This is a genomic window from Pseudomonas guariconensis (genome assembly GCF_900102675.1).
In the GTDB taxonomy this organism is placed as follows: Bacteria; Pseudomonadota; Gammaproteobacteria; order Pseudomonadales; family Pseudomonadaceae; genus Aquipseudomonas; species Aquipseudomonas guariconensis.
Genome location: NZ_FMYX01000011.1, coordinates 75,988 through 95,264, shown reverse-complemented (window position 1 = coordinate 95,264; position 19,277 = coordinate 75,988). Strand labels below are relative to the sequence as shown.

Annotated in this window: 17 protein-coding genes; 1 reads left to right on the top strand and 16 read right to left on the bottom strand. The window is 62.6% G+C overall.

Translation table 11 applies throughout. The features are described 5' to 3' along the window. Window positions 1-57 precede the first annotated feature (57 nt). From BLS27_RS18045 to BLS27_RS18015, 7 genes are all read right to left on the bottom strand, one after another. Window positions 58-918 (bottom strand): peptidoglycan DD-metalloendopeptidase family protein, encoded by an 861-nt coding sequence (locus tag BLS27_RS18045; RefSeq protein ID WP_043208810.1) that lies wholly within the window; start codon window positions 916-918, stop codon window positions 58-60. Between the two features lie 186 nt (window positions 919-1,104). After that, window positions 1,105-1,743 (bottom strand): protein-L-isoaspartate(D-aspartate) O-methyltransferase, encoded by a 639-nt coding sequence (locus tag BLS27_RS18040; RefSeq protein ID WP_167358117.1) that lies wholly within the window; start codon window positions 1,741-1,743, stop codon window positions 1,105-1,107. A 38-nt stretch (window positions 1,744-1,781) separates the two neighbouring features. Beyond that, window positions 1,782-2,531 carry a 5'/3'-nucleotidase SurE gene (gene surE / locus BLS27_RS18035; RefSeq protein WP_043208815.1) on the bottom strand — a complete coding sequence of 250 codons (750 nt, stop codon included), beginning with the start codon at window positions 2,529-2,531 and terminating at the stop codon, window positions 1,782-1,784. After that, on the bottom strand, window positions 2,519-3,577 hold the full coding sequence (truD, locus tag BLS27_RS18030; RefSeq protein WP_090346093.1) for a tRNA pseudouridine(13) synthase TruD: 1,059 nt from the start codon (window positions 3,575-3,577) through the stop codon (window positions 2,519-2,521). The genes surE and truD overlap by 13 nt, the downstream gene beginning before the upstream one ends. Then, window positions 3,574-4,047, bottom strand: a complete 474-nt coding sequence (gene ispF / locus BLS27_RS18025) for a 2-C-methyl-D-erythritol 2,4-cyclodiphosphate synthase (RefSeq protein ID WP_043208819.1) — start codon at window positions 4,045-4,047, stop codon at window positions 3,574-3,576. The genes truD and ispF overlap by 4 nt, the downstream gene beginning before the upstream one ends. Before the next feature lie 124 nt (window positions 4,048-4,171). Then, on the bottom strand, window positions 4,172-5,026 hold the full coding sequence (gene fghA / locus BLS27_RS18020) for an S-formylglutathione hydrolase (RefSeq protein WP_090346090.1): 855 nt from the start codon (window positions 5,024-5,026) through the stop codon (window positions 4,172-4,174). A gap of 9 nt (window positions 5,027-5,035) precedes the next feature. Then, window positions 5,036-6,148 carry an S-(hydroxymethyl)glutathione dehydrogenase/class III alcohol dehydrogenase gene (locus tag BLS27_RS18015; protein ID WP_043208823.1) on the bottom strand — a complete coding sequence of 371 codons (1,113 nt, stop codon included), beginning with the start codon at window positions 6,146-6,148 and terminating at the stop codon, window positions 5,036-5,038. Between the two features lie 108 nt (window positions 6,149-6,256). Here BLS27_RS18015 and BLS27_RS18010 point away from each other — a divergent pair, with 108 nt between their 5' ends. Further along, on the top strand, window positions 6,257-7,153 hold the full coding sequence (locus tag BLS27_RS18010) for a LysR substrate-binding domain-containing protein (RefSeq protein ID WP_043208825.1): 897 nt from the start codon (window positions 6,257-6,259) through the stop codon (window positions 7,151-7,153). Between the two features lie 59 nt (window positions 7,154-7,212). Here the strand turns inward: BLS27_RS18010 and ispD are convergent, their stop codons facing one another. From ispD to rnhB, 9 genes are all read right to left on the bottom strand, one after another. Beyond that, on the bottom strand, window positions 7,213-7,920 hold the full coding sequence (gene ispD, locus BLS27_RS18005; protein ID WP_090346087.1) for a 2-C-methyl-D-erythritol 4-phosphate cytidylyltransferase: 708 nt from the start codon (window positions 7,918-7,920) through the stop codon (window positions 7,213-7,215). Further along, the gene (gene ftsB, locus BLS27_RS18000; protein ID WP_043208829.1) at window positions 7,917-8,198 is read right to left on the bottom strand and encodes a cell division protein FtsB; all 282 of its coding nucleotides are present in this window, start codon (window positions 8,196-8,198) and stop codon (window positions 7,917-7,919) included. The genes ispD and ftsB overlap by 4 nt, the downstream gene beginning before the upstream one ends. Before the next feature lie 157 nt (window positions 8,199-8,355). Then, window positions 8,356-9,645: a phosphopyruvate hydratase gene (gene eno, locus BLS27_RS17995; RefSeq protein WP_043208831.1), complete on the bottom strand. Its 1,290-nt coding sequence runs from the start codon at window positions 9,643-9,645 to the stop codon at window positions 8,356-8,358. Window positions 9,646-9,794: 149 nt separating this feature from the next. Further along, on the bottom strand, window positions 9,795-10,640 hold the full coding sequence (gene kdsA, locus BLS27_RS17990) for a 3-deoxy-8-phosphooctulonate synthase (RefSeq protein ID WP_043208834.1): 846 nt from the start codon (window positions 10,638-10,640) through the stop codon (window positions 9,795-9,797). 3 nt (window positions 10,641-10,643) lie between these two features. After that, window positions 10,644-12,272 (bottom strand): CTP synthase, encoded by a 1,629-nt coding sequence (locus BLS27_RS17985; protein ID WP_043208837.1) that lies wholly within the window; start codon window positions 12,270-12,272, stop codon window positions 10,644-10,646. A gap of 269 nt (window positions 12,273-12,541) precedes the next feature. After that, window positions 12,542-13,837, bottom strand: a complete 1,296-nt coding sequence (tilS, locus tag BLS27_RS17980; RefSeq protein WP_090346085.1) for a tRNA lysidine(34) synthetase TilS — start codon at window positions 13,835-13,837, stop codon at window positions 12,542-12,544. A 148-nt stretch (window positions 13,838-13,985) separates the two neighbouring features. Continuing rightward, window positions 13,986-14,933, bottom strand: a complete 948-nt coding sequence (locus BLS27_RS17975; RefSeq protein ID WP_043208841.1) for an acetyl-CoA carboxylase carboxyltransferase subunit alpha — start codon at window positions 14,931-14,933, stop codon at window positions 13,986-13,988. Between the two features lie 105 nt (window positions 14,934-15,038). Beyond that, the gene (gene dnaE, locus BLS27_RS17970) at window positions 15,039-18,563 is read right to left on the bottom strand and encodes a DNA polymerase III subunit alpha (protein ID WP_043208844.1); all 3,525 of its coding nucleotides are present in this window, start codon (window positions 18,561-18,563) and stop codon (window positions 15,039-15,041) included. Window positions 18,564-18,652: 89 nt separating this feature from the next. Next, window positions 18,653-19,276 carry a ribonuclease HII gene (gene rnhB / locus BLS27_RS17965; protein WP_043208846.1) on the bottom strand — a complete coding sequence of 208 codons (624 nt, stop codon included), beginning with the start codon at window positions 19,274-19,276 and terminating at the stop codon, window positions 18,653-18,655. Window position 19,277: the final 1 nt, after the last annotated feature.

The following is a 19,277-nucleotide window of genomic DNA, read 5'->3' as shown; positions in this document are numbered from 1 at the left end:
CTGGCAGCGCTGGAGCCTGTCCCCTCTACGTCAGCAGGAACAGGCTGGGTGCAAAGATCAACGACGTGGCAAGAACTGGAGCGGATCGACGGGTTTGCCCTGGCGGCGAATCTCGAAATGCAGCTTCACCCGATCAGTGCCCGTGGACCCCATTTCAGCGATCGTCTGCCCTGCCTTGACCTGCTGCCCCTCCCGAACCAAAAGCCTGCGGTTATGACCGTAGGCACTGACGTAGGTATCGTTGTGCTTGATGATGATCAGCTCGCCGTAGCCCCTCAAGCCACTTCCGGCATACACCACTGAACCACCAGACGCAGCAAAAACAGGCTGTCCCAAATCACCGGCGATATCAATGCCTTTATTCAAACTACCGTTTGAAGCGAATTTTCCAATCAGCACACCATTGGCAGGCCAGCTCCAGCCCCCTACCGAACGCTCGGCGGCAGGTACCTGGGTAATCACTGGGGCAGTCGTCGTCGCAGGTGGGGTGACCGGTTTACCGCCATTGCTGGCAGGCGGCGTGGAGGTGCTTGCCACCGGGCGGCGGGTGACCGTGGTCTTGCTCGAGGAGGACGGGCTGGACACTACCGTGGTGCTGCCACCGCTGCCGCTGCTGAAGCGGATCGGCTGGCCGGGGCGAATGGTATAGGGCGCCGCGATGCCGTTGCGCGCGGCCAGTTCTTTGTAGTCCCAACCGTAGCGGAAGGCGATGGAGTACAAGGTATCGCCGGGCTTGACCACATATTGGCCTGAGGTAACGGTCGGGCGCTTGGGCACGGTGTTGTTGCGATCCACCACGCGAGCGCCACTCGAACCGGTGCTGGAGCAGCCCGCCAGCGATGTCGCCATGGCCAGCGCAATCACCAGAAGCTTGAAAACCGACCGATCCTTGCGTTGCCGCATGATTGTGTGACCCACCCGCGCTCCCCTCATGGTGCCGAAAAACGATATGACGATACGAAATGCAATATTGTTGCAATTATAAACGAGACAGACCGGCTTGGGTGGCTGGCTCAGGTGCCGCGGCAAGCGCGACGAAACCCCGCACGATAGACAGGTTCGTGGCTGAAGAATTCGTCGACGACGCAAATATTCAGCGCGCCCTCACGCCACCGGACCGTTGAGCAGCGGTACGAAACGCACGGCGCCCAGCACACGACGGGAGAACCCATGTTCCTCGCGTACGATCAACATCAACTGTTGGGACTCGCCGGCAGCGCCCACTGGAATCACCATGCGTCCACCCGGCGCCAGCTGGTCCAGCAAGGCTTGGGGAACCTCCGGCGCCACGGCTGTCACGATGATGCCGTTGTAAGGCGCCAGCGCCGGCCATCCTTCACAGCCGTCGCCCCAACGAAACACCACGTTGCGCAGGTTGAGCTCGACCAGGCGCTCCTTGGCCCGGTCCTGCAGGACCTTGATCCGCTCCACCGAGAACACCCGCTCCACCAGTTGCGCGAGAATGGCGGTCTGGTAACCCGACCCCGTGCCGATCTCCAGGACCTTGTCCAACGGCCCGGCCTCCAGCAGCAGCTCACTCATGTGCGCCACCATGAACGGCTGGGAAATGGTCTGGTTATGCCCGATCGGCAGCGCGGTGTCCTCGTAGGCCCGGTGCGCCAAGGCCTCGTCGACAAACAGATGACGCGGGGTGCGACGGATGACCTCGAGCACCTGGGTGTTCGAGACGCCTTCCTCGTACAGACGCTGGATCAACCGCTCCCGGGTACGCTGGGAGGTCATGCCGATGCCTCGGCGCAGCAGATCGTCCTGTTCACGCATCAGAGCAGATCCTCCACCCAGCCATCGAGACGCTCGAAGGCTTCGTTGAAGGTGCGGTCCAGTTGCAGCGGGGTGATCGACACGTACCCCTGCATCACCGCGTGAAAGTCGGTCCCCGGCCCGCCGTCCTCGGCGTCACCGGCCACGGCGATCCAGTAGCCTTCCTTGCCACGCGGGTTGACCACCTTGGTCGGCGCCGCTGCCCGCGCCCGATGGCCGAGCCGGGTGAGCTGGATGCCACGAATGTGTTCCAGAGGCAGGTTTGGGATGTTCACGTTGAGCACGGTGCGAGGCGGCAGCTCCAGGCGCGACTGGGCTTCAACCAGGCGGCGGGCGATGTAGGCCGCGGTCGGCAGGTTGTCCGGCAGGCGCGACAACAGCGAGAACGCCAGCGATGTGCCGCCCAGGAAGCGCCCCTCCAGTGCCGCGGCGACCGTGCCGGAATAGAGCACGTCATCCCCGAGGTTGGCTCCCAGGTTGATACCGGACACGACCATATCGGGCGTCTCGGGCAACAACCCGTTGAGCCCTAAATGCACGCAGTCGGTGGGCGTGCCGTTCAGGCTGATGAAGCCGTTGGCCAAGGTCTGCGGATGCAGCGGCCGGTCCAGTGTCAGTGAACTGCTCGCACCGCTTTTGTCTTGATCCGGGGCAATCACCACGCACTCGGCGTAGTCCGCCAGCGCAGCATGCAGCGCGGCAAGGCCGGGTGCGGTAACACCGTCGTCATTCGAAATCAGAATACGCATGGGCTGTCCGTCTGCCCTGCCGGCACCAGATCGACGAGCTCGCGCACCACCACGGTGGCGAAGCATCCGGCCGGAAGGACGAATTCCAGTTGCAGGATATCAGGCTCGGGATAATGCCACGTCAGCCCGCCAATAGGGAGCCGCAGGATGCGTCGTTCGTGATTCATGCCTGCTCGTGCCAACCACTGGCACAGCGCCAGATGCCGATCGCCGATGGCTGTTTCCAGCATAGACGTATCGCCGCGGGTCGGTGAGACGCCTTCGCCCCAGAGCGGCCCGGTGGGATGCAAGTCAAGAATCGCCAGTCGTGGATCGGTACATTCCTGCTCACCCGCCGGGAAGAAACTGCGGCTTTCTGTGAAGGCCAGCAAATCACCGACCTGCGCTGTGTTCCAGCTGCCATCGGCGACACGCGCGGCCAGTACCTGGTTGAACACGTAGCTGCGCGCGGCGGACAACAGCCGCGAGCGGACATTGCGCTGCTCCGGCAACGCGTTTCGCTCGGCCCACTGGCGGGCGTCATGCACGTTGCCGCCCTCGTGGCCGAACCGTTGGCTGCCGAAGTAATTGGGTACCCCGTGCTGCTTGAGTTGTTCCAGGCGCGCATCGAGGGCTTGGTGATCGGCCGCAAGGGCCGTGAGGCGCAAGGTGAAGCCGTTAGCCGAATGGGCCCCGCGCTGGAGCTTGCGCTGGTGACGCACCTGCTTGAGTACGCGCAGGCTTGCATCTTCGGCACGGGACAGGTCAGGGTCGGCCTTGCCCGGCAGGTGCAGACTGAACCACTGACGGGTCAGGGCCTGTCGGTCCTTGAGGCCGGCATAGCTGATCGAGCGAACCGGCACGCCGGCGGCACGCGCCAGGCGACGGGCCGCTTCCTCGGTGTTCAGGTCACGTTTTTCGACCCACAGCCAGAGGTGCTCGCCCTGGCCAGAAAGTGGAATGTCCAGCACTTCGTCGACCTGAAAGTCCTCAGCCACTGCCTTGAGCACCGCCTGGCCCAAGGAGCCCCCCCAGGCCCGTGGGCCCAGCAGTTCCAGTTCGGTCATGCTGGCAGCAACAGGGCCACCGCATGCACGGCGATGCCCTCCTCACGGCCGGTGAAACCCAGCTTCTCGGTGGTGGTGGCCTTGACGTTGACTTGGTCGAGTTCGACCTGCAGGTCTTCGGCGATCAACTGGCGCATGGTCGGGATATGCGGTGCCATCTTGGGTGCCTGGGCGACGATGGTGGTGTCGACGTTGCCGACCTTCCAGCCCTTGGCCTGAACGATGCCGACCACATGGCGCAGCAGCGCCCGGCTGTCGGCCCCTTTGAACTGAGGGTCGGTATCGGGGAAATGTTTGCCGATGTCGCCCAACGCCGCAGCGCCAAGCAGGGCATCGCTGAGCGCATGCAGCAGCACATCGCCGTCGGAATGGGCCAGCAGGCCGTATTTGTGGGGTATACGCACCCCGCCCAGGGTAATGAAATCACCGTCGCCGAAACGGTGCACATCGTAGCCGTGGCCAATACGCATAAGAAAAAGCCCTGAATGAGTCAGGGCTGGATTCTACCTGCTTTGCTGGATATTGGGGCTGCTTTGCAGCCCCTTTACCGCAGCGACCCCGCTGGTGCGAAGCGGCTGCAAAGAAACCCCTGGATCAGACCCTGCCCAACGCCACCGCGTGATGGCGCAGGTGTTCATCGATGAAGCTGGCGATGAAGTAGTAGCTGTGGTCATAGCCAGGCTGCAAACGCAGCGTCAGCTCATGCCCTCCCTTGCGCGCCGCCTGCTCCAGCGCCTGGGGCTTGAGCTGCTTCTCGAGAAAGTCATCCCGGTCACCCTGGTCGATCAGCAGCGGCGGGCATTGCCCGGCGGCTGTCTCGGCCAGCAGTACGCTGGCATCCCACTCGCGCCAGCGCGCCCGGTCGTCCCCCAGGTAACGGGAGAAAGCCTTTTCCCCCCACGGGCAATCCATCGGATTGCTGATCGGCGAAAAGGCCGACACCGAGCGATAGCACCCAGGGTTGCGCAGGGCGCAAACCAAGGCACCGTGCCCACCCATGGAGTGGCCGCTGATACTGCGCAGGTCGGAGGCCGGAAAATGCGCCTCGACCAAGGCGGGCAGCTCCTGCACCACGTAGTCGTGCATGCGGTAGTGCTGAGCCCAGGGCTGCTGGGTGGCGTTGAGGTAGAAACCTGCGCCCAGACCAAAGTCCCAGGCGCCATCCGGGTCACCCGGCACCTGCTCGCCGCGCGGGCTGGTGTCGGGGGCAACGATGATCAGGCCAAGCTCTGCGGCCAGGCGCTGGGCGCCGGCCTTTTGCATGAAGTTCTCGTCCGTGCACGTCAGGCCACTGAGCCAGTACAACACCGGCAGTTTCTCGCCCTGCTCGGCCTGCGGCGGCAGGTAGACGGCGAACACCATGTCGCAACCCAGGACCTTGGAGGCGTGCCGGTAGCGCTTGTGCCAGCCGCCGAAGCTTTTCTGGCAGGAGATGTTTTCCAGGCTCATGGGCAAACCTCAGAAATGGATCACGCTGCGGATGCTCTTGCCTTCATGCATCAGGTCGAAGGCTTTGTTGATGTCCTCCAGGCCCATGGTGTGGGTGATGAAGGTATCCAGCGGGATCTCGCCTTTCTGCGACATTTCCACGTAGCTTGGCAGCTCGCTGCGACCACGCACACCGCCGAATGCCGAACCACGCCAGACTCGGCCGGTCACCAGCTGGAACGGACGGGTGGAGATTTCCTGCCCGGCGCCGGCGACACCGATGATCACCGACTCACCCCAACCTTTGTGGCAGCACTCCAGCGCCGCACGCATCAGCTGGACGTTGCCTACGCATTCGAAGGAGTAGTCCACACCACCGTCGGTGAGATCGACGATGACTTCTTGGATCGGACGGTCATAGTCCTTCGGGTTCACGCAGTCGGTGGCGCCAAGCTGGCGAGCGATCTCGAACTTGGCCGGGTTGATGTCCACGGCGATGATGCGCGAAGCCTTTGCCTTCACCGCACCGATGATCGCCGACAGACCGATGCCGCCCAGACCGAAGATGGCGACGGTGTCGCCAGCCTTGACCTTAGCGGTGTTGAGCACGGCACCAATACCGGTGGTGACACCGCATCCGAGCAGGCAGACCTTCTCCAGCGGCGCATCCTTGGCGATCTTGGCCACGGAGATTTCCGGCAACACGGTGTACTCGGAGAACGTCGAGGTGCCCATGTAGTGGAACAGTTGCTGGCCTTTATAGGAAAAACGGGTGGTGCCGTCCGGCATCAGGCCCTTGCCCTGAGTGGCGCGGATGGCCTGGCACAGGTTGGTCTTGCCCGAGCGGCAGAATTTGCACTGGCCGCATTCGGGGGTGTACAGCGGGATCACGTGGTCGCCGACAGCGACCGAGGTGACACCCTCGCCCACGGCTTCGACGATCGCACCGCCCTCGTGGCCCAGGATCGAGGGGAAGATACCTTCCGGGTCGGCGCCCGACAGGGTGTAGGCATCGGTATGGCAGACACCGCTGGCCACCACACGCAGGAGCACTTCACCCGCTTTGGGCATGGCCACGTCGACTTCGACGATTTCCAGGGGTTTCTTGGCCTCGAAGGCAACAGCGGCGCGGGACTTGATCATCAACGGAACTCCAGACAAGGGATGATTGCTTCGGCTCAGTGTAATTCAAGCACTTTTGATGAATAATCCGGCGCAAGTAAAAACATTATTGCCATGCAGGGATAATCAATGAGCAGTCGCTGGGAAGGCATCGACGAATTCGTCGCGGTGGCCGAGTCAGGCCAGTTCACCGCCGCCGCCGAACGTCTGGGTGTTTCGTCCTCGCACATCAGTCGACAAATCGCTCGTCTGGAAGAGCGCTTGCAGACACGGCTTCTGTACCGCAGTACCCGCCGGGTGACCCTGAGCGAGGCAGGGCAGACCTTCCTGCAACATTGCCAGCGCTTGCAGGACGGACGCGAAGAAGCCCTGCGCGCCATGGGCGACCTTGCCAGCGAGCCCAAAGGGCTGTTGCGCATGACCTGCGCGGTGGCTTATGGAGAACGCTTCATCGTCCCCTTGGTGACGCGCTTCATGGCCCTGTATCCGCAACTGCGCGTTGAGGTGGAACTGAGCAACCGCACCTTGGACTTGGTGCATGAGGGAATGGACCTGGCGATACGCCTCGGGCGTCTGCAGGACTCACGCCTGGTGGCTACGCGCTTGGCTCCCCGGCGCATGTACCTGTGCGCCTCCCCCGCCTACCTTGAGCGCTATGGTCGCCCCCACAGCCTGTCGGAACTGACTCGGCACAACTGCCTGATCGGCAGTTCCGACCTCTGGGTATTGCAGCAGGATGGGCGGGAGTTGAGTCAGCGGGTGCAGGGCAACTGGCGCTGCAACAGCGGGCAGGCAGTGCTGGATGCAGCATTGTTGGGCATGGGGTTGTGCCAGTTGCCGGACTATTACGTACTTGAGCACCTCAACAGCGGTGCGCTGGTATCGCTGCTCGAAGCGCACCAGCCACCGAACACGGCTGTATGGGCGTTGTACCCGCAGCAAAGGCACTTGTCACCGAAAGTGCGGCGGCTGGTGGACTTTCTGAAGGAAGGGCTGGCGGGGCTGCCAGAGTATCGGCAAAACTGAGGATTCCGATGACCTCTTCACGGGGGCACTTGCGAAGAGGTGGACGCAGGTGTTCGGTTTCAGCGACGGGCGGCCCAGCGCTGGCGCAACCATTCCAGGTCTTCCGGACGGGTGACCTTTATGTTGTCGCTGCGCCCTTCAATCAAGCGCGGCGCCTGACCGGACCATTCGATGGCCGAGGCCTCGTCCGTGATCACCACATCGGAGACCAGGCACTCGGCCAGGGCCCGGTGCAAGGCCCCCAGGCGGAACATCTGCGGCGTGTAGGCCTGCCAGATGGTGCTGCGATCCACCGTGGCACTGACCCGTCCATTGGCATCGGCACGCTTGAGCGTGTCGCGAGCAGGCACCGCAAGTAAACCTCCGACAGGATCGTCGGCCAACTCCGACAGCAACCGATCCAGATCACTGCGTGCCAGGTTCGGTCGCGCCGCGTCATGCACCAGCACCCAGTCGCTGTCCGCCGCCCCTTGGGCATGCAAAAGCAATAATGCATTGAGCACCGAGTCGGCCCGCTCACGCCCCCCGGCCGCACGCTGTATGCGTGGGTCGTTGGCACAGCGTAGGCCAGGCCAGTAGGGATCATCGGCGGCAATGCTGACCACCACGCCCTTGAGCGAGGGATGGCCGAGAAAACAGTCGAGGCTATGCTCGAGAAGGGTCTGCCCGCCCAATTGCAGATACTGCTTGGGACGATCGGCAGCCATGCGGGCACCGACGCCCGCGGCGGGAATCACGGCCCAGAAAGCCGGTAGCGTCTGCGTCATTTCTGCGGCAACTGGTAGAGGGTTTCACCCTCCTTGACCATCCCCAATTCGTGACGAGCCCGCTCTTCGACGGTCTCCATACCTTTTTTCAACTCCAGAACTTCAGCATCCAGCACGCGATTACGCTCGAGCAGCCGCTCGTTCTCGGCATGCTGTTCGGCGATCTGCTGCTTGAGCTCGGCCACTTGCGCCAGGCTGCCGTTACCCACCCAAAGGCGGTACTGCAGGCCGCCGAGCAGCAGGAGCAGGACGAGAAACAACCAATAGGGACTGCGCATCAAGATATCCAGAGGTAAAAGGCCGCCGCAGCGAGCTTCCAATAGCACGAAGCCTGGCCGAGGCCAGGCTTCGTCGACAGAAACCCGTAAGAGGCGTCTGACAGCTCAGTACGAACGTTCAGACGGCCTCGGCTGCTGCCTTTTTACCATCTCTTGCTCAGCCGCGAAACTCGGCACGACCGCGGTACACGGCCTTGGCGCCCAGTTGCTCTTCGATACGCAGCAGCTGGTTGTACTTCGAGACGCGGTCGGAACGGCACAGCGAACCGGTCTTGATCTGGCCAGCAGCGGTACCGACGGCCAGATCGGCGATGGTGGAGTCCTCGGTTTCACCCGAACGGTGGGAGATGACCGCGGTGTAGCCGGCAGCCTTGGCCATCTGGATGGCTTCCAGGGTTTCGGTCAGCGAGCCGATCTGGTTGAACTTGATCAGGATCGAGTTACCGATGCCCTTCTCGATGCCTTCCTTGAGGATCTTGGTGTTGGTCACGAACAGGTCGTCGCCGACCAGCTGTACCTTGGCACCGATCTTGTCGGTGAGGATCTTCCAGCCAGCCCAGTCGGACTCGTCCAGGCCATCTTCGATCGAGATGATCGGGAAGCGCTCGGTCAAGCCCTTGAGGTAATCGGCAAAGCCTTCGGCATCGAACGACTTGCCTTCGCCAGACAGGTTGTACTTGCCGTCTTCGTAGAACTCAGAAGCCGCGCAGTCCAAGGCCAGGGTCACGTCGGTGCCCAGCTTGTAGCCGGCCTTCTCGACTGCCTCGGCGATGGCGCCCAGGGCGTCTTCGTTGGAGGTCAGGTTTGGCGCGAAACCACCTTCGTCACCCACAGCGGTGTTCAGGCCACGAGCCTTGAGCACGGCTTTGAGGTGGTGGAAGATTTCGGTACCCATGCGCAGGGCATCGGAGAAGGTCTTGGCGCCAACCGGCTGAACCATGAACTCCTGGATGTCGACGTTGTTGTCGGCGTGCTCGCCGCCGTTGATGATGTTCATCATCGGAACCGGCATGGAGTACTGGCCTGGGGTGCCATTGAGGTTGGCGATGTGTGCGTACAGCGGCAGGTCCTGATCCTGGGCAGCAGCCTTGGCGGCAGCCAGGGAGACGGCCAGGATGGCGTTGGCGCCCAGCTTGGCCTTGTTCTCGGTACCGTCCAGTTCGATCATGGCGCGGTCCAGGGCCTTCTGGTCGGCCGGGTCCTTGCCCAGCAGCAGGTCGCGGATCGGGCCGTTGATGTTGGCAACAGCCTTCAGCACGCCCTTGCCCAGGTAACGGCTCTTGTCGCCATCACGCAGCTCCAGCGCTTCACGCGAGCCGGTGGAAGCACCGGACGGCGCGCAGGCGCTGCCGATGATGCCGTTGTCGAGCAGAACATCGGCTTCCACGGTGGGGTTGCCACGCGAATCGAGAACTTCACGACCTTTGATGTCGACGATTTTTGCCATTGTTGTAAGCACTCCAGAATTGACGAAAACAACGCAGCTAAGGAAATCTGGGCGTTCGCCAGGCAGTTCGGAAACGGGCAGGCCTGGCGAAGGCGACCCCTGACCGTTCGGTCAGGGGTGAGGGCGGTACTTTACCGGAGAAATGAGCTTTACGCGGTCTCTACCGTCGGAAAACTTTTCACCAGGTCGTCCAGTTGCTTGAGCTGGGCCAGGAACGGCTCCAGCTTGTCCAGGCGCAGGGCGCAAGGACCATCGCACTTGGCGTTGTCCGGGTCCGGGTGGGCTTCCAGGAACAGCCCGGCCAAGCCTTGGCTCATGCCGGCCTTGGCCAGGTCGGTGACCTGGGCGCGACGACCACCGGCGGAATCGGAGCGACCGCCCGGCATCTGCAGGGCATGGGTCACATCGAAGAACACCGGATACTCGAACTGCTTCATGATGCCGAAGCCGAGCATGTCCACGACGAGGTTGTTGTAGCCGAAGCTCGAACCACGCTCGCAGAGGATCAACTGGTCGTTACCGGCTTCTTCGCACTTGGTCAGGATGTGCTTCATTTCCTGAGGCGCGAGGAACTGAGCCTTCTTGATGTTGATCACGGCGCCGGTCTTGGCCATCGCCACGACCAGGTCGGTCTGGCGCGACAGGAAGGCTGGCAGCTGGATGATGTCGCACACCTTGGCGACGGGCTCGGCTTGGTAGGGCTCGTGCACGTCGGTGATCACCGGCACCTTGAAGGTCTGCTTGATCTCTTCGAAGATCTTCAGCCCTTCTTCCATGCCCGGACCACGATAGGAGTTGATCGACGAACGGTTGGCCTTGTCGAAGCTGGCCTTGAACACGTAAGGGATACCGAGCTTCTCGGTGACCCGCACGTAGGCTTCGCAGACCTTCAGGGCCAGGTCACGGGACTCCAGGACGTTCATGCCGCCGAACAGGACGAACGGCTTGTCGTTGGCGATCTCGATGCTACCGACGCGAATGATCTTCTGGGTCATGGATCAGGCCTTGTTCTTCTGGGCCAGGGCCGCCTTGACGAAACCACTGAACAGCGGGTGGCCGTCACGTGGGGTCGAGGTGAACTCGGGGTGGAACTGGCAAGCGACGAACCATGGGTGGTCCTTGGACTCGACCACTTCAACCAGCGCACCGTCCTCGGAACGACCGGATACCACCAAGCCTGCCTCGACCAGCTGTGGCAGCAGGTTGTTGTTCACTTCGTAGCGGTGGCGGTGACGCTCGGTGATCACATCCTTGCCATAGCAGTCATGGACCTTGGAGCCGGCCGCCAGCTGGCAGTCCTGAGCACCCAGGCGCATGGTGCCGCCCAGGTCGGAAGCTTCGGAACGGGTCTCGACCGCGCCGGTGGCATCGGCCCATTCGGTGATCAGGCCGACGACCGGGTGGCCGCTGTTGCGGTCGAACTCGGTGGAGTTCGCGTCTTTCCAGCCCATCACGTTACGTGCGAACTCGATGACCGCGACCTGCATGCCCAGACAGATGCCCAGGTACGGCACCTTGTTTTCGCGCGCGTACTGGACAGCGGTGATCTTGCCTTCGACGCCGCGCAGACCGAAACCGCCCGGGACGAGAATGGCATCGGCGCCTTCGAGCAGGCTGGTGCCCTGGTTCTCGATGTCTTCGGAGTCGATGTAGCGCAGGTTGACCTTGGTGCGGTTCTTGATGCCCGCGTGGCTCATGGCCTCGATCAGCGACTTGTACGCATCCAGCAGTTCCATGTACTTGCCGACCATGGCGATGGTGACTTCATGCTCAGGGTTCAGCTTGGCATCGACGACCTGGTCCCACTCGGACAAATCGGCGCTGCTGCACTGCAGGCCGAAGCGCTCGACGACGAAGTCGTCCAGGCCCTGGGCATGCAATACACCTGGGATCTTGTAGATGGTATCGACGTCTTGCAGAGAGATCACCGCACGCTCTTCGACGTTGGTGAACAGGGCGATCTTGCGGCGCGACGACGCGTCGACCGGGTGGTCGGAACGGCAGATCAGCACGTCCGGCTGCAGGCCGATGGAGCGCAGTTCCTTGACCGAATGCTGGGTCGGTTTGGTCTTGGTCTCGCCGGCAGTGGCGATGTAAGGAACCAGGGTCAGGTGCATCAGCATGGCGCGCTTGGAACCCACTTCGACGCGCAGCTGGCGGATCGCCTCGAGGAACGGCTGCGACTCGATGTCGCCGACGGTGCCACCGATCTCGACCAGGGCAACGTCGGCATCGCCGGCGCCCTTGATGATGCGACGCTTGATCTCGTCGGTGATGTGCGGGATGACCTGGATGGTCGCGCCCAGGTAGTCGCCACGGCGCTCCTTGCGCAGCACATGCTCGTAGATACGGCCGGTGGTGAAGTTGTTGTTCTGGGTCATGGTGGTGCGGATGAACCGCTCGTAGTGGCCCAGGTCGAGGTCGGTCTCGGCGCCATCGTGGGTGACGAACACTTCACCATGCTGGAACGGGCTCATGGTGCCGGGGTCGACGTTGATGTACGGATCCAGCTTGAGCATGGTGACCTTGAGCCCCCGCGCCTCCAGGATGGCCGCCAAGGAAGCCGAGGCAATGCCTTTCCCCAATGAAGAAACAACACCGCCCGTGACGAATATGTAGCGCGTCATGAAAAACCCTAGAAGTCTGCGTTAAAGCGGTCAGCGCCGCCGGAGAAAGCGAAGGAAGGCCGAAGCCCCCGATCACCTGCGTCAATCACAGTGCATCTCGAACAACTGCCGCGTCTGTACAAACCAGGGATATCCCCGGCATGGAGCTCGCTCGTCATTTTAAGAATCAGCCCAGCAAAAAACTGCTTGGTAATCGGCAACTGCTGTGTTTTCGAGGAACCCACAGAAGCTGTATCAAGAAGGGAGGGTAGTCTACCGGAATGTACCCTTCAGCTCAAACCTTGCACGCTCGTCGGCGGCCGCCAATGCAACTGGATACCGCCCTGCCCTGCCAGCGGCAGGTTGGCCACTGCCAGCAGGCGCTCGCCCTGCCACAGCAGTGGTAAACGCGAGCGCACGAAATGCGGGACTTGCAGCTCGTTCAGCAAGCGTTTGAGGTCACGACGGCCCCGTCCTGGCACCTCGAGCATCTCGCCGCCCTGACGGTAGCGCACCTGCACCTCACCTGGCGGACAATCACCCTGCACGGACACGCAACCATTACCGGGTAACGTCAGAGGCACGCTTGGGTCCGCCCAGGCCAGAACGCCCTGGACCGGCACCAGCCACTGACCCTTCAACCACCAGATGCGCCCATGACTGCGCTGCAACTCACCATCGCCCAGCCGCCACACCGGCTGGGCATCGACGACTGCGTCACGCAGGCTGTCCCAGCCGGCCCAATGACGGGCGTCGGGTAACCGAGTCCGACGGCTCAACCAATATTGCAGGGCATTTCGCTGGCGCGCTGGCGATAATGCCTCAAGCGCGGCCAGATCGAGAGAGTCCAGGCCGAGCCAGGCAAACGGTGCCCCTTGTGCGGCTCCCGCCAGATCATCTGCCGCCAGCTCGTCCAGCAAGCCCAGGGCCTCGCCCAAATGCCCAGCACTGCGGGCAAGATTGCTCGCGGCCTGAGGCCAACGATGATTCAGCACAGGGAATACCTCGCCGCGCAGGTAGTTTCGGGCATAGGTGGTATTGGCGTTGGAGGGATCCTCGATCCAGCAAAGCCCCTGTGCATTGGCCTGCGCGAGCAACTGCGCCCGCCCGACCGCCAGCAGGGGCCGGGCCAGCCACCCCTGCCCCAGGGGGCGTGCTGCCGGCATGGCCGCCAGCCCGCGCAGTCCGGCACCGCGCAACAGACGAAAGAGCAAGGTCTCGGCCTGGTCCTCGCGGTGCTGACCTGTGAACAGCACCTCCCCAGCCCCGAGCACTTGCGCGAATGCGGCATAGCGGGCATCCCGGGCCGCCTGTTCCAGGCTGGCACCGGGCGTGACCTGAACATGGATGACCTGGAGCTCGAGACCCAGCCCATCACAGATCGACTGGCAATGTTGCGGCCAATCATCAGCAGCGGCTTGCAGGCCATGATGGATGTGCACGGCGCGCAGTGGCGGGGCGCGATGACGACGGGCGTAATCGGCCAGCAGCTGCAGCAGGACGGTGGAGTCGAGGCCGCCGGAGAAAGCGACGTACCAGGCGGGGGCATTGAGCCAGGGGGAAAGTTGAGCGGTGAGGTTGATCATCAGGACCTCACATGACGGAGGATCATCGCAGATGCTTCGCGCCCCTTTCGCGAGTGAACCCGCTCCCACAATAGCACTGCGATCTAGGGCAATGCCGTCGTGGAAGGAGCGGGTTTATCCGAAGATAGGCGCGACGCCCCCGAATGGGTCAGACGCCGTAGCTCATCAGGCGATCGTAACGACGGGCCAGCAGCGCATCGTGATCGAACTTGCCCAGCATCTCGAGCTGCTCGACCAGGTCGGCACGGATGCTTTCGGACATCTTCGCAGGGTCACGGTGGGCGCCGCCCAGAGGCTCGCTGATTACCTTGTCGACGATGTTCAGGCTCTTCAGGCGCTCGGCGGTGATGCCCATTGCCTCGGCAGCATCGGCGGCCTTGTCGGCGGTCTTCCACAGGATCGAGGCGCAGCCTTCCGGCGAGATCACCGAGTAGGTGGAATACTGCAGCATGTTCAATTGGTCGCACACGCCGATGGCCAGCGCACCACCGGAACCGCCCTCACCGATGACGGTGGCGATGATCGGGGTCTTCAGGCGTGCCATTACCCGCAGGTTCCAGGCGATGGCCTCGCTCTGGTTGCGCTCCTCGGCGTCGATACCAGGGTAGGCACCCGGAGTATCGATGAAGGTCAGGATAGGCATCTTGAAGCGCTCGGCCATTTCCATCAGGCGGCAGGCCTTGCGGTAGCCTTCCGGACGCGGCATGCCAAAGTTGCGGCGCACCTTTTCACGCACTTCACGGCCCTTCTGGTGACCGATGACCATGACCGGCTTGCCGTCCAGGCGCGCGGTACCGCCGACGATCGCAGCATCGTCAGCGAAGTGACGGTCGCCGTGCAGCTCTTCGAACTCGGTGAAGATGTGGTCGATGTAGTCCAGGGTATAGGGACGACGAGGGTGACGGGCCAGACGGGCGATTTGCCAGCTGGTCAGGTTGCCGAAGATGCTTTCGGTCAGGGTATTGCTCTTGTCTTGCAGACGGGCAATTTCATCGCTGATGTTCAGCGAATTGTCGTTGCCCACCAGGCGCAGCCCTTCGATCTTGGCTTGCAGGTCGGCAATCGGCTGTTCGAAATCGAGGAAATTCGGGTTCATAGGCATCCGTCTTGGGTCTACGGCCAGGCGGCCGGCCGGTTGATCCGTTTGGCGCCCTACCTTAAGGGATCAGGCGCATTCAGGTCGAGATTAAAATTCGTCGGTTCAGCGGTATTGCAGGAAGACGTTCTCACGTCCGAACTGGTCACGCAGCGCTTGAATCAGGCCGTCGGCGGGATCGATCGACCACTCGTCGCCAAACTGCAGCATCGCCCGCGCCTCGCTCCCGGTGTACTCCAAGGTGATCGGGCAGCCACCGCGATGACGGGTGATCAGCTCGCCCAGCCAGGCCAGTCGGTCGCCCTTGAGGGCCTCGTGGGCCACCTTCAGGCGCAGACTCTCGGCCAGCTTGGTGCGGGCATCCTCCATGGTCATCACCTGCTTGACCCGCAGGCGCAGGCCGCCGGAAAAGTCGTCGTGACTGACCTCTCCTTCCACCACCACCATCGCATCCGTCTGCAACAGGGCCTGAGCCGCCATGAACGCATCGGCAAACAAAGAAGCCTCGATACGCCCGGAACGGTCGTCGAGGGTGACGAAGCCCATCTTGTCGCCTTTCTTGTTCTTCATCACCCGCAGCGCAATGATCATGCCTGCCACGGTCTGGGTGTCGCGGGACGGCTTGAGATCAATGATGCGCTGGCGCGCGAAGCGGCGAATCTCGGTCTCGTACTCGTCGATCGGGTGGCCGGTCAGGTACAGGCCCAAGGTGTCCTTCTCGCCCCGCAGACGCTCCTTCAGGGTCAGCTCGCGCACCTTGCGGTGGTTGGCGTAGACGTCGGAGTCCTGTTCGACGAACAGGCCGCCGAACAGATCCACGTGACCGCTGTCGGCAGTACGAGCGATCTGCTCGGCAGCCTTGATCGCCTCCTCCAAGGCCGAAAGCAGCACCGCACGGTTGCGGTCGATGTTGGCCTGATAAGCCTTGATTTCGTCGTGGAAGTACGGGCCCAGGCGGTCAAGCGCGCCACTGCGGATCAGCGCATCGAGCGTTCGCTTGTTGATACGCTTGAGATCGACGCGCTCGCAGAAGTCGAACAGGTCCTTGAATGGCCCGCCCTCGGCACGCGCTTCGACGATGGCCTCGACCGGGCCCTCACCGACGCCCTTGATCGCCCCGAGCCCATAAACGATGCGGCCATCGTCGTTGACCGTGAACTTGAAGTCGGAGTTGTTCACATCCGGCGCGTCCAGGCGCAGCTTCATGCTGCGCACTTCTTCGATCAGCACCACCACCTTGTCGGTGTTGTGCATATCCGCCGACAGGACCGCAGCCATGAAAGGCGCCGGGTAGTGGGTCTTGAGCCAGGCTGTCTGATAGGACACCAGGCCATAGGCGGCCGAGTGGGACTTGTTGAAACCGTAACCTGCGAATTTCTCCACCAGGTCGAAGATGTTGCCCGCCAGGTCTGCATCGATACCGTTGTTGGCGCAACCTTCGATGAAGCCGCCGCGCTGCTTGGCCATTTCCTCGGGCTTTTTCTTACCCATGGCGCGACGCAGCATGTCGGCGCCGCCCAAGGTATAGCCGGCCATGACCTGGGCGATCTGCATCACCTGTTCCTGGTACAGGATGATGCCGTAGGTCGGCGCCAGTACCGGCTTGAGGCCTTCGTACTGGTAGTCCGGGTGCGGGTAGGCCAGCTCGGCGCGGCCGTGCTTACGGTTGATGAAGTCATCCACCATGCCCGATTGCAGCGGGCCGGGGCGGAACAGCGCCACGAGTGCGATGAGGTCTTCCAGGCAGTCGGGCTTGAGCTTCTTGATCAGCTCCTTCATACCGCGCGATTCGAGCTGGAACACGGCCGTGGTCTCGGCCTTTTGCAAAAGCTCGTAGGTCTTCTTGTCGTCCAGCGGGATGAAGTCGATGTTGACGTCGGGCAGGTTCTTCTTGGCCTGCTCGCGGTTGATCGTCTCCATCGCCCACTTGATGATGGTCAGGGTACGCAGGCCGAGGAAGTCGAACTTCACCAGGCCCGCAGCCTCGACGTCATCCTTGTCGAACTGGGTCACCAGGCCGCCACCCTCTTCATCACAGGCGATCGGTGAGAAATCAGTGAGCTTGGTCGGCGCGATCACCACGCCCCCGGCGTGCTTGCCGGTGCCTCGGGTAACGCCTTCGAGCTTCAGGGCCATGTCCCAGATTTCGCGGGCATCCTCGTCGCTCTTGAGGAAGTCGCGCAGGATTTCTTCCTGCTCGTAGGCCTTCTCCAGAGTCATGCCCACTTCGAACGGGATCATTTTCGACAGGCGGTCGGCCAGACCATAGGACTTGCCCTGGACCCGGGCCACGTCCCGCACCACCGCCTTGGCCGCCATGGTGCCGAAGGTGATGATCTGGCTGACTGCATTACGCCCGTAGGCCTCGGCCACGTAGTCGATCACCCGGTCGCGGCCATCCATGCAGAAGTCGACGTCGAAGTCGGGCATGGAAATACGTTCTGGGTTGAGGAAGCGCTCGAACAGCAGGTCATAGGCCAGCGGGTCGAGGTCGGTGATCTTCAACACATAAGCCACCAGCGAGCCCGCACCCGACCCTCGGCCAGGCCCCACCGGCACCCCGTTGTTCTTGGCCCACTTAATGAAGTCCATAACGATCAGGAAGTAACCGGGGAAGCCCATCTGGATGATGATATCCAGCTCGAACTTCAGGCGGTCCAGATAGACCTGGCGCTTCTCTTCGTAATTGGGCGTGGTCTCCTTGGGCCAGAGCACCGCCAGGCGCTCTTCCAGGCCTTCGTGGGAGACGTGACGCAGGTAGTCGTCGATGCCCATGCCGTTGGGCGTCGGGAAATCGGGGAGGAAGTACTTGCCCAACTGCACGGTGATGTTGCAGCGCTTGGCGATTTCCACGGTGTTGGCGATGGCGTCCGGCAGGTCGCTGAACAGCTCGGCCATTTCCTCGGCGGACTTGAGGTACTGCTGGTCGCTGTAGGCACGGGGCCGGCGCGGATCGTCGAGGGTCCAGCCCTCGCCGATGCAGACGCGGGTCTCGTGGGCGTCGAAGTCGGACTGCTTGATGAAACGCACATCGTTGGTTGCCACCAAGGGCGCACCGAAGCGGTCGGCCAGCGCCACGGCGGCATGCACGTACTCTTCGTCACCGCTGCGATTGGTCCGCTGCACCTCGACGTAGAAACGGTCGGGGAACATGCCCATCCAATCGCCAAGCAGCGCCTGAGCCTCGTCCTGGCGCCCCGCCATGAGCGCCATGCCGATGTCGCCTTCCTTGCCAGCGGACAGCGCGATCAGCCCTTCGCTGGCGGGGGCGATCCACTCGCGCTGGATGATCACCAAGCCGTTGCGCTGGCCTTCGGTCCAGCCGCGGGAAATCAATTCCGTGAGGTTGCGATAGCCCTTGGGGTTCATGGCCAGGAAGCAGATCCGCGAGAGCGGCGCTTCCGGGTCGCTGCCAGCCAGCCACAGGTCGGCACCACAGATCGGCTTGATGCCGGCGCCCATGGCGGTTTTGTAGAACTTCACCAGGGAGCACATGTTGCTCTGGTCGGTAATCGCCACCGCCGGCATGTTCATTCCGGCCAGTGCCTTGGCCAGCGGCTTGATCCGCACCAGGCCGTCGACCAGCGAAAATTCGGAGTGCACGCGAAGGTGAACGAAGGAAACCGACATGGAAAATCCTATAGCAGTGCCAGACAACAAGAGCGGGATTGTAGCGTAAAAGCCATGAAAGTTTGGGGCCGCAAAGCGGCCCCAATCGATCAGATCAAAGAGTCGGTGATGCCCTCACGGGCCTCCCACGCCGCGCGCACCGGGGCGAAGGAACGCCGATGTATCGGCGTCGGCCCCAGACGCGCCAACGCCTCAAGGTGCACAGGCGTCGGATACCCTTTGTGCCCGCCGATCCCGTAGCCCGGATAGATCAGCTCGAACGCGCTCATCTCACGATCACGGGTGACCTTGGCCAGGATCGAGGCAGCCGCGATGGCCGGCACCTGGGCGTCCCCTTGAATCACAGGCGCCGCCGGCACCGCCAGCTTGGGGCAGCGGTTGCCATCGATCAGGGCGAGCTTGGGCGTGATGCTCAGCCCCTCGACCGCACGTTGCATGGCCAGCATCGTGGCCTGGAGAATGTTCAGTCGGTCGATTTCCTCGACCTCCGCCCGGGCGATGCAAAAGCTCAAGGCTTTTTCGCAGATCTCGTCGAACAGCGCTTCACGCTTGGCCTCGGTGAGCTTCTTCGAATCGTTGAGGCCAAGAATCGGCCGCTGCGGATCGAGAATCACTGCCGCGGTGACCACCGCCCCGCAGAGCGGGCCGCGACCAACTTCATCGACACCGGCGACCAACTCCTCGACCAGGTTGAAATCCAGCCCCATTTGCATC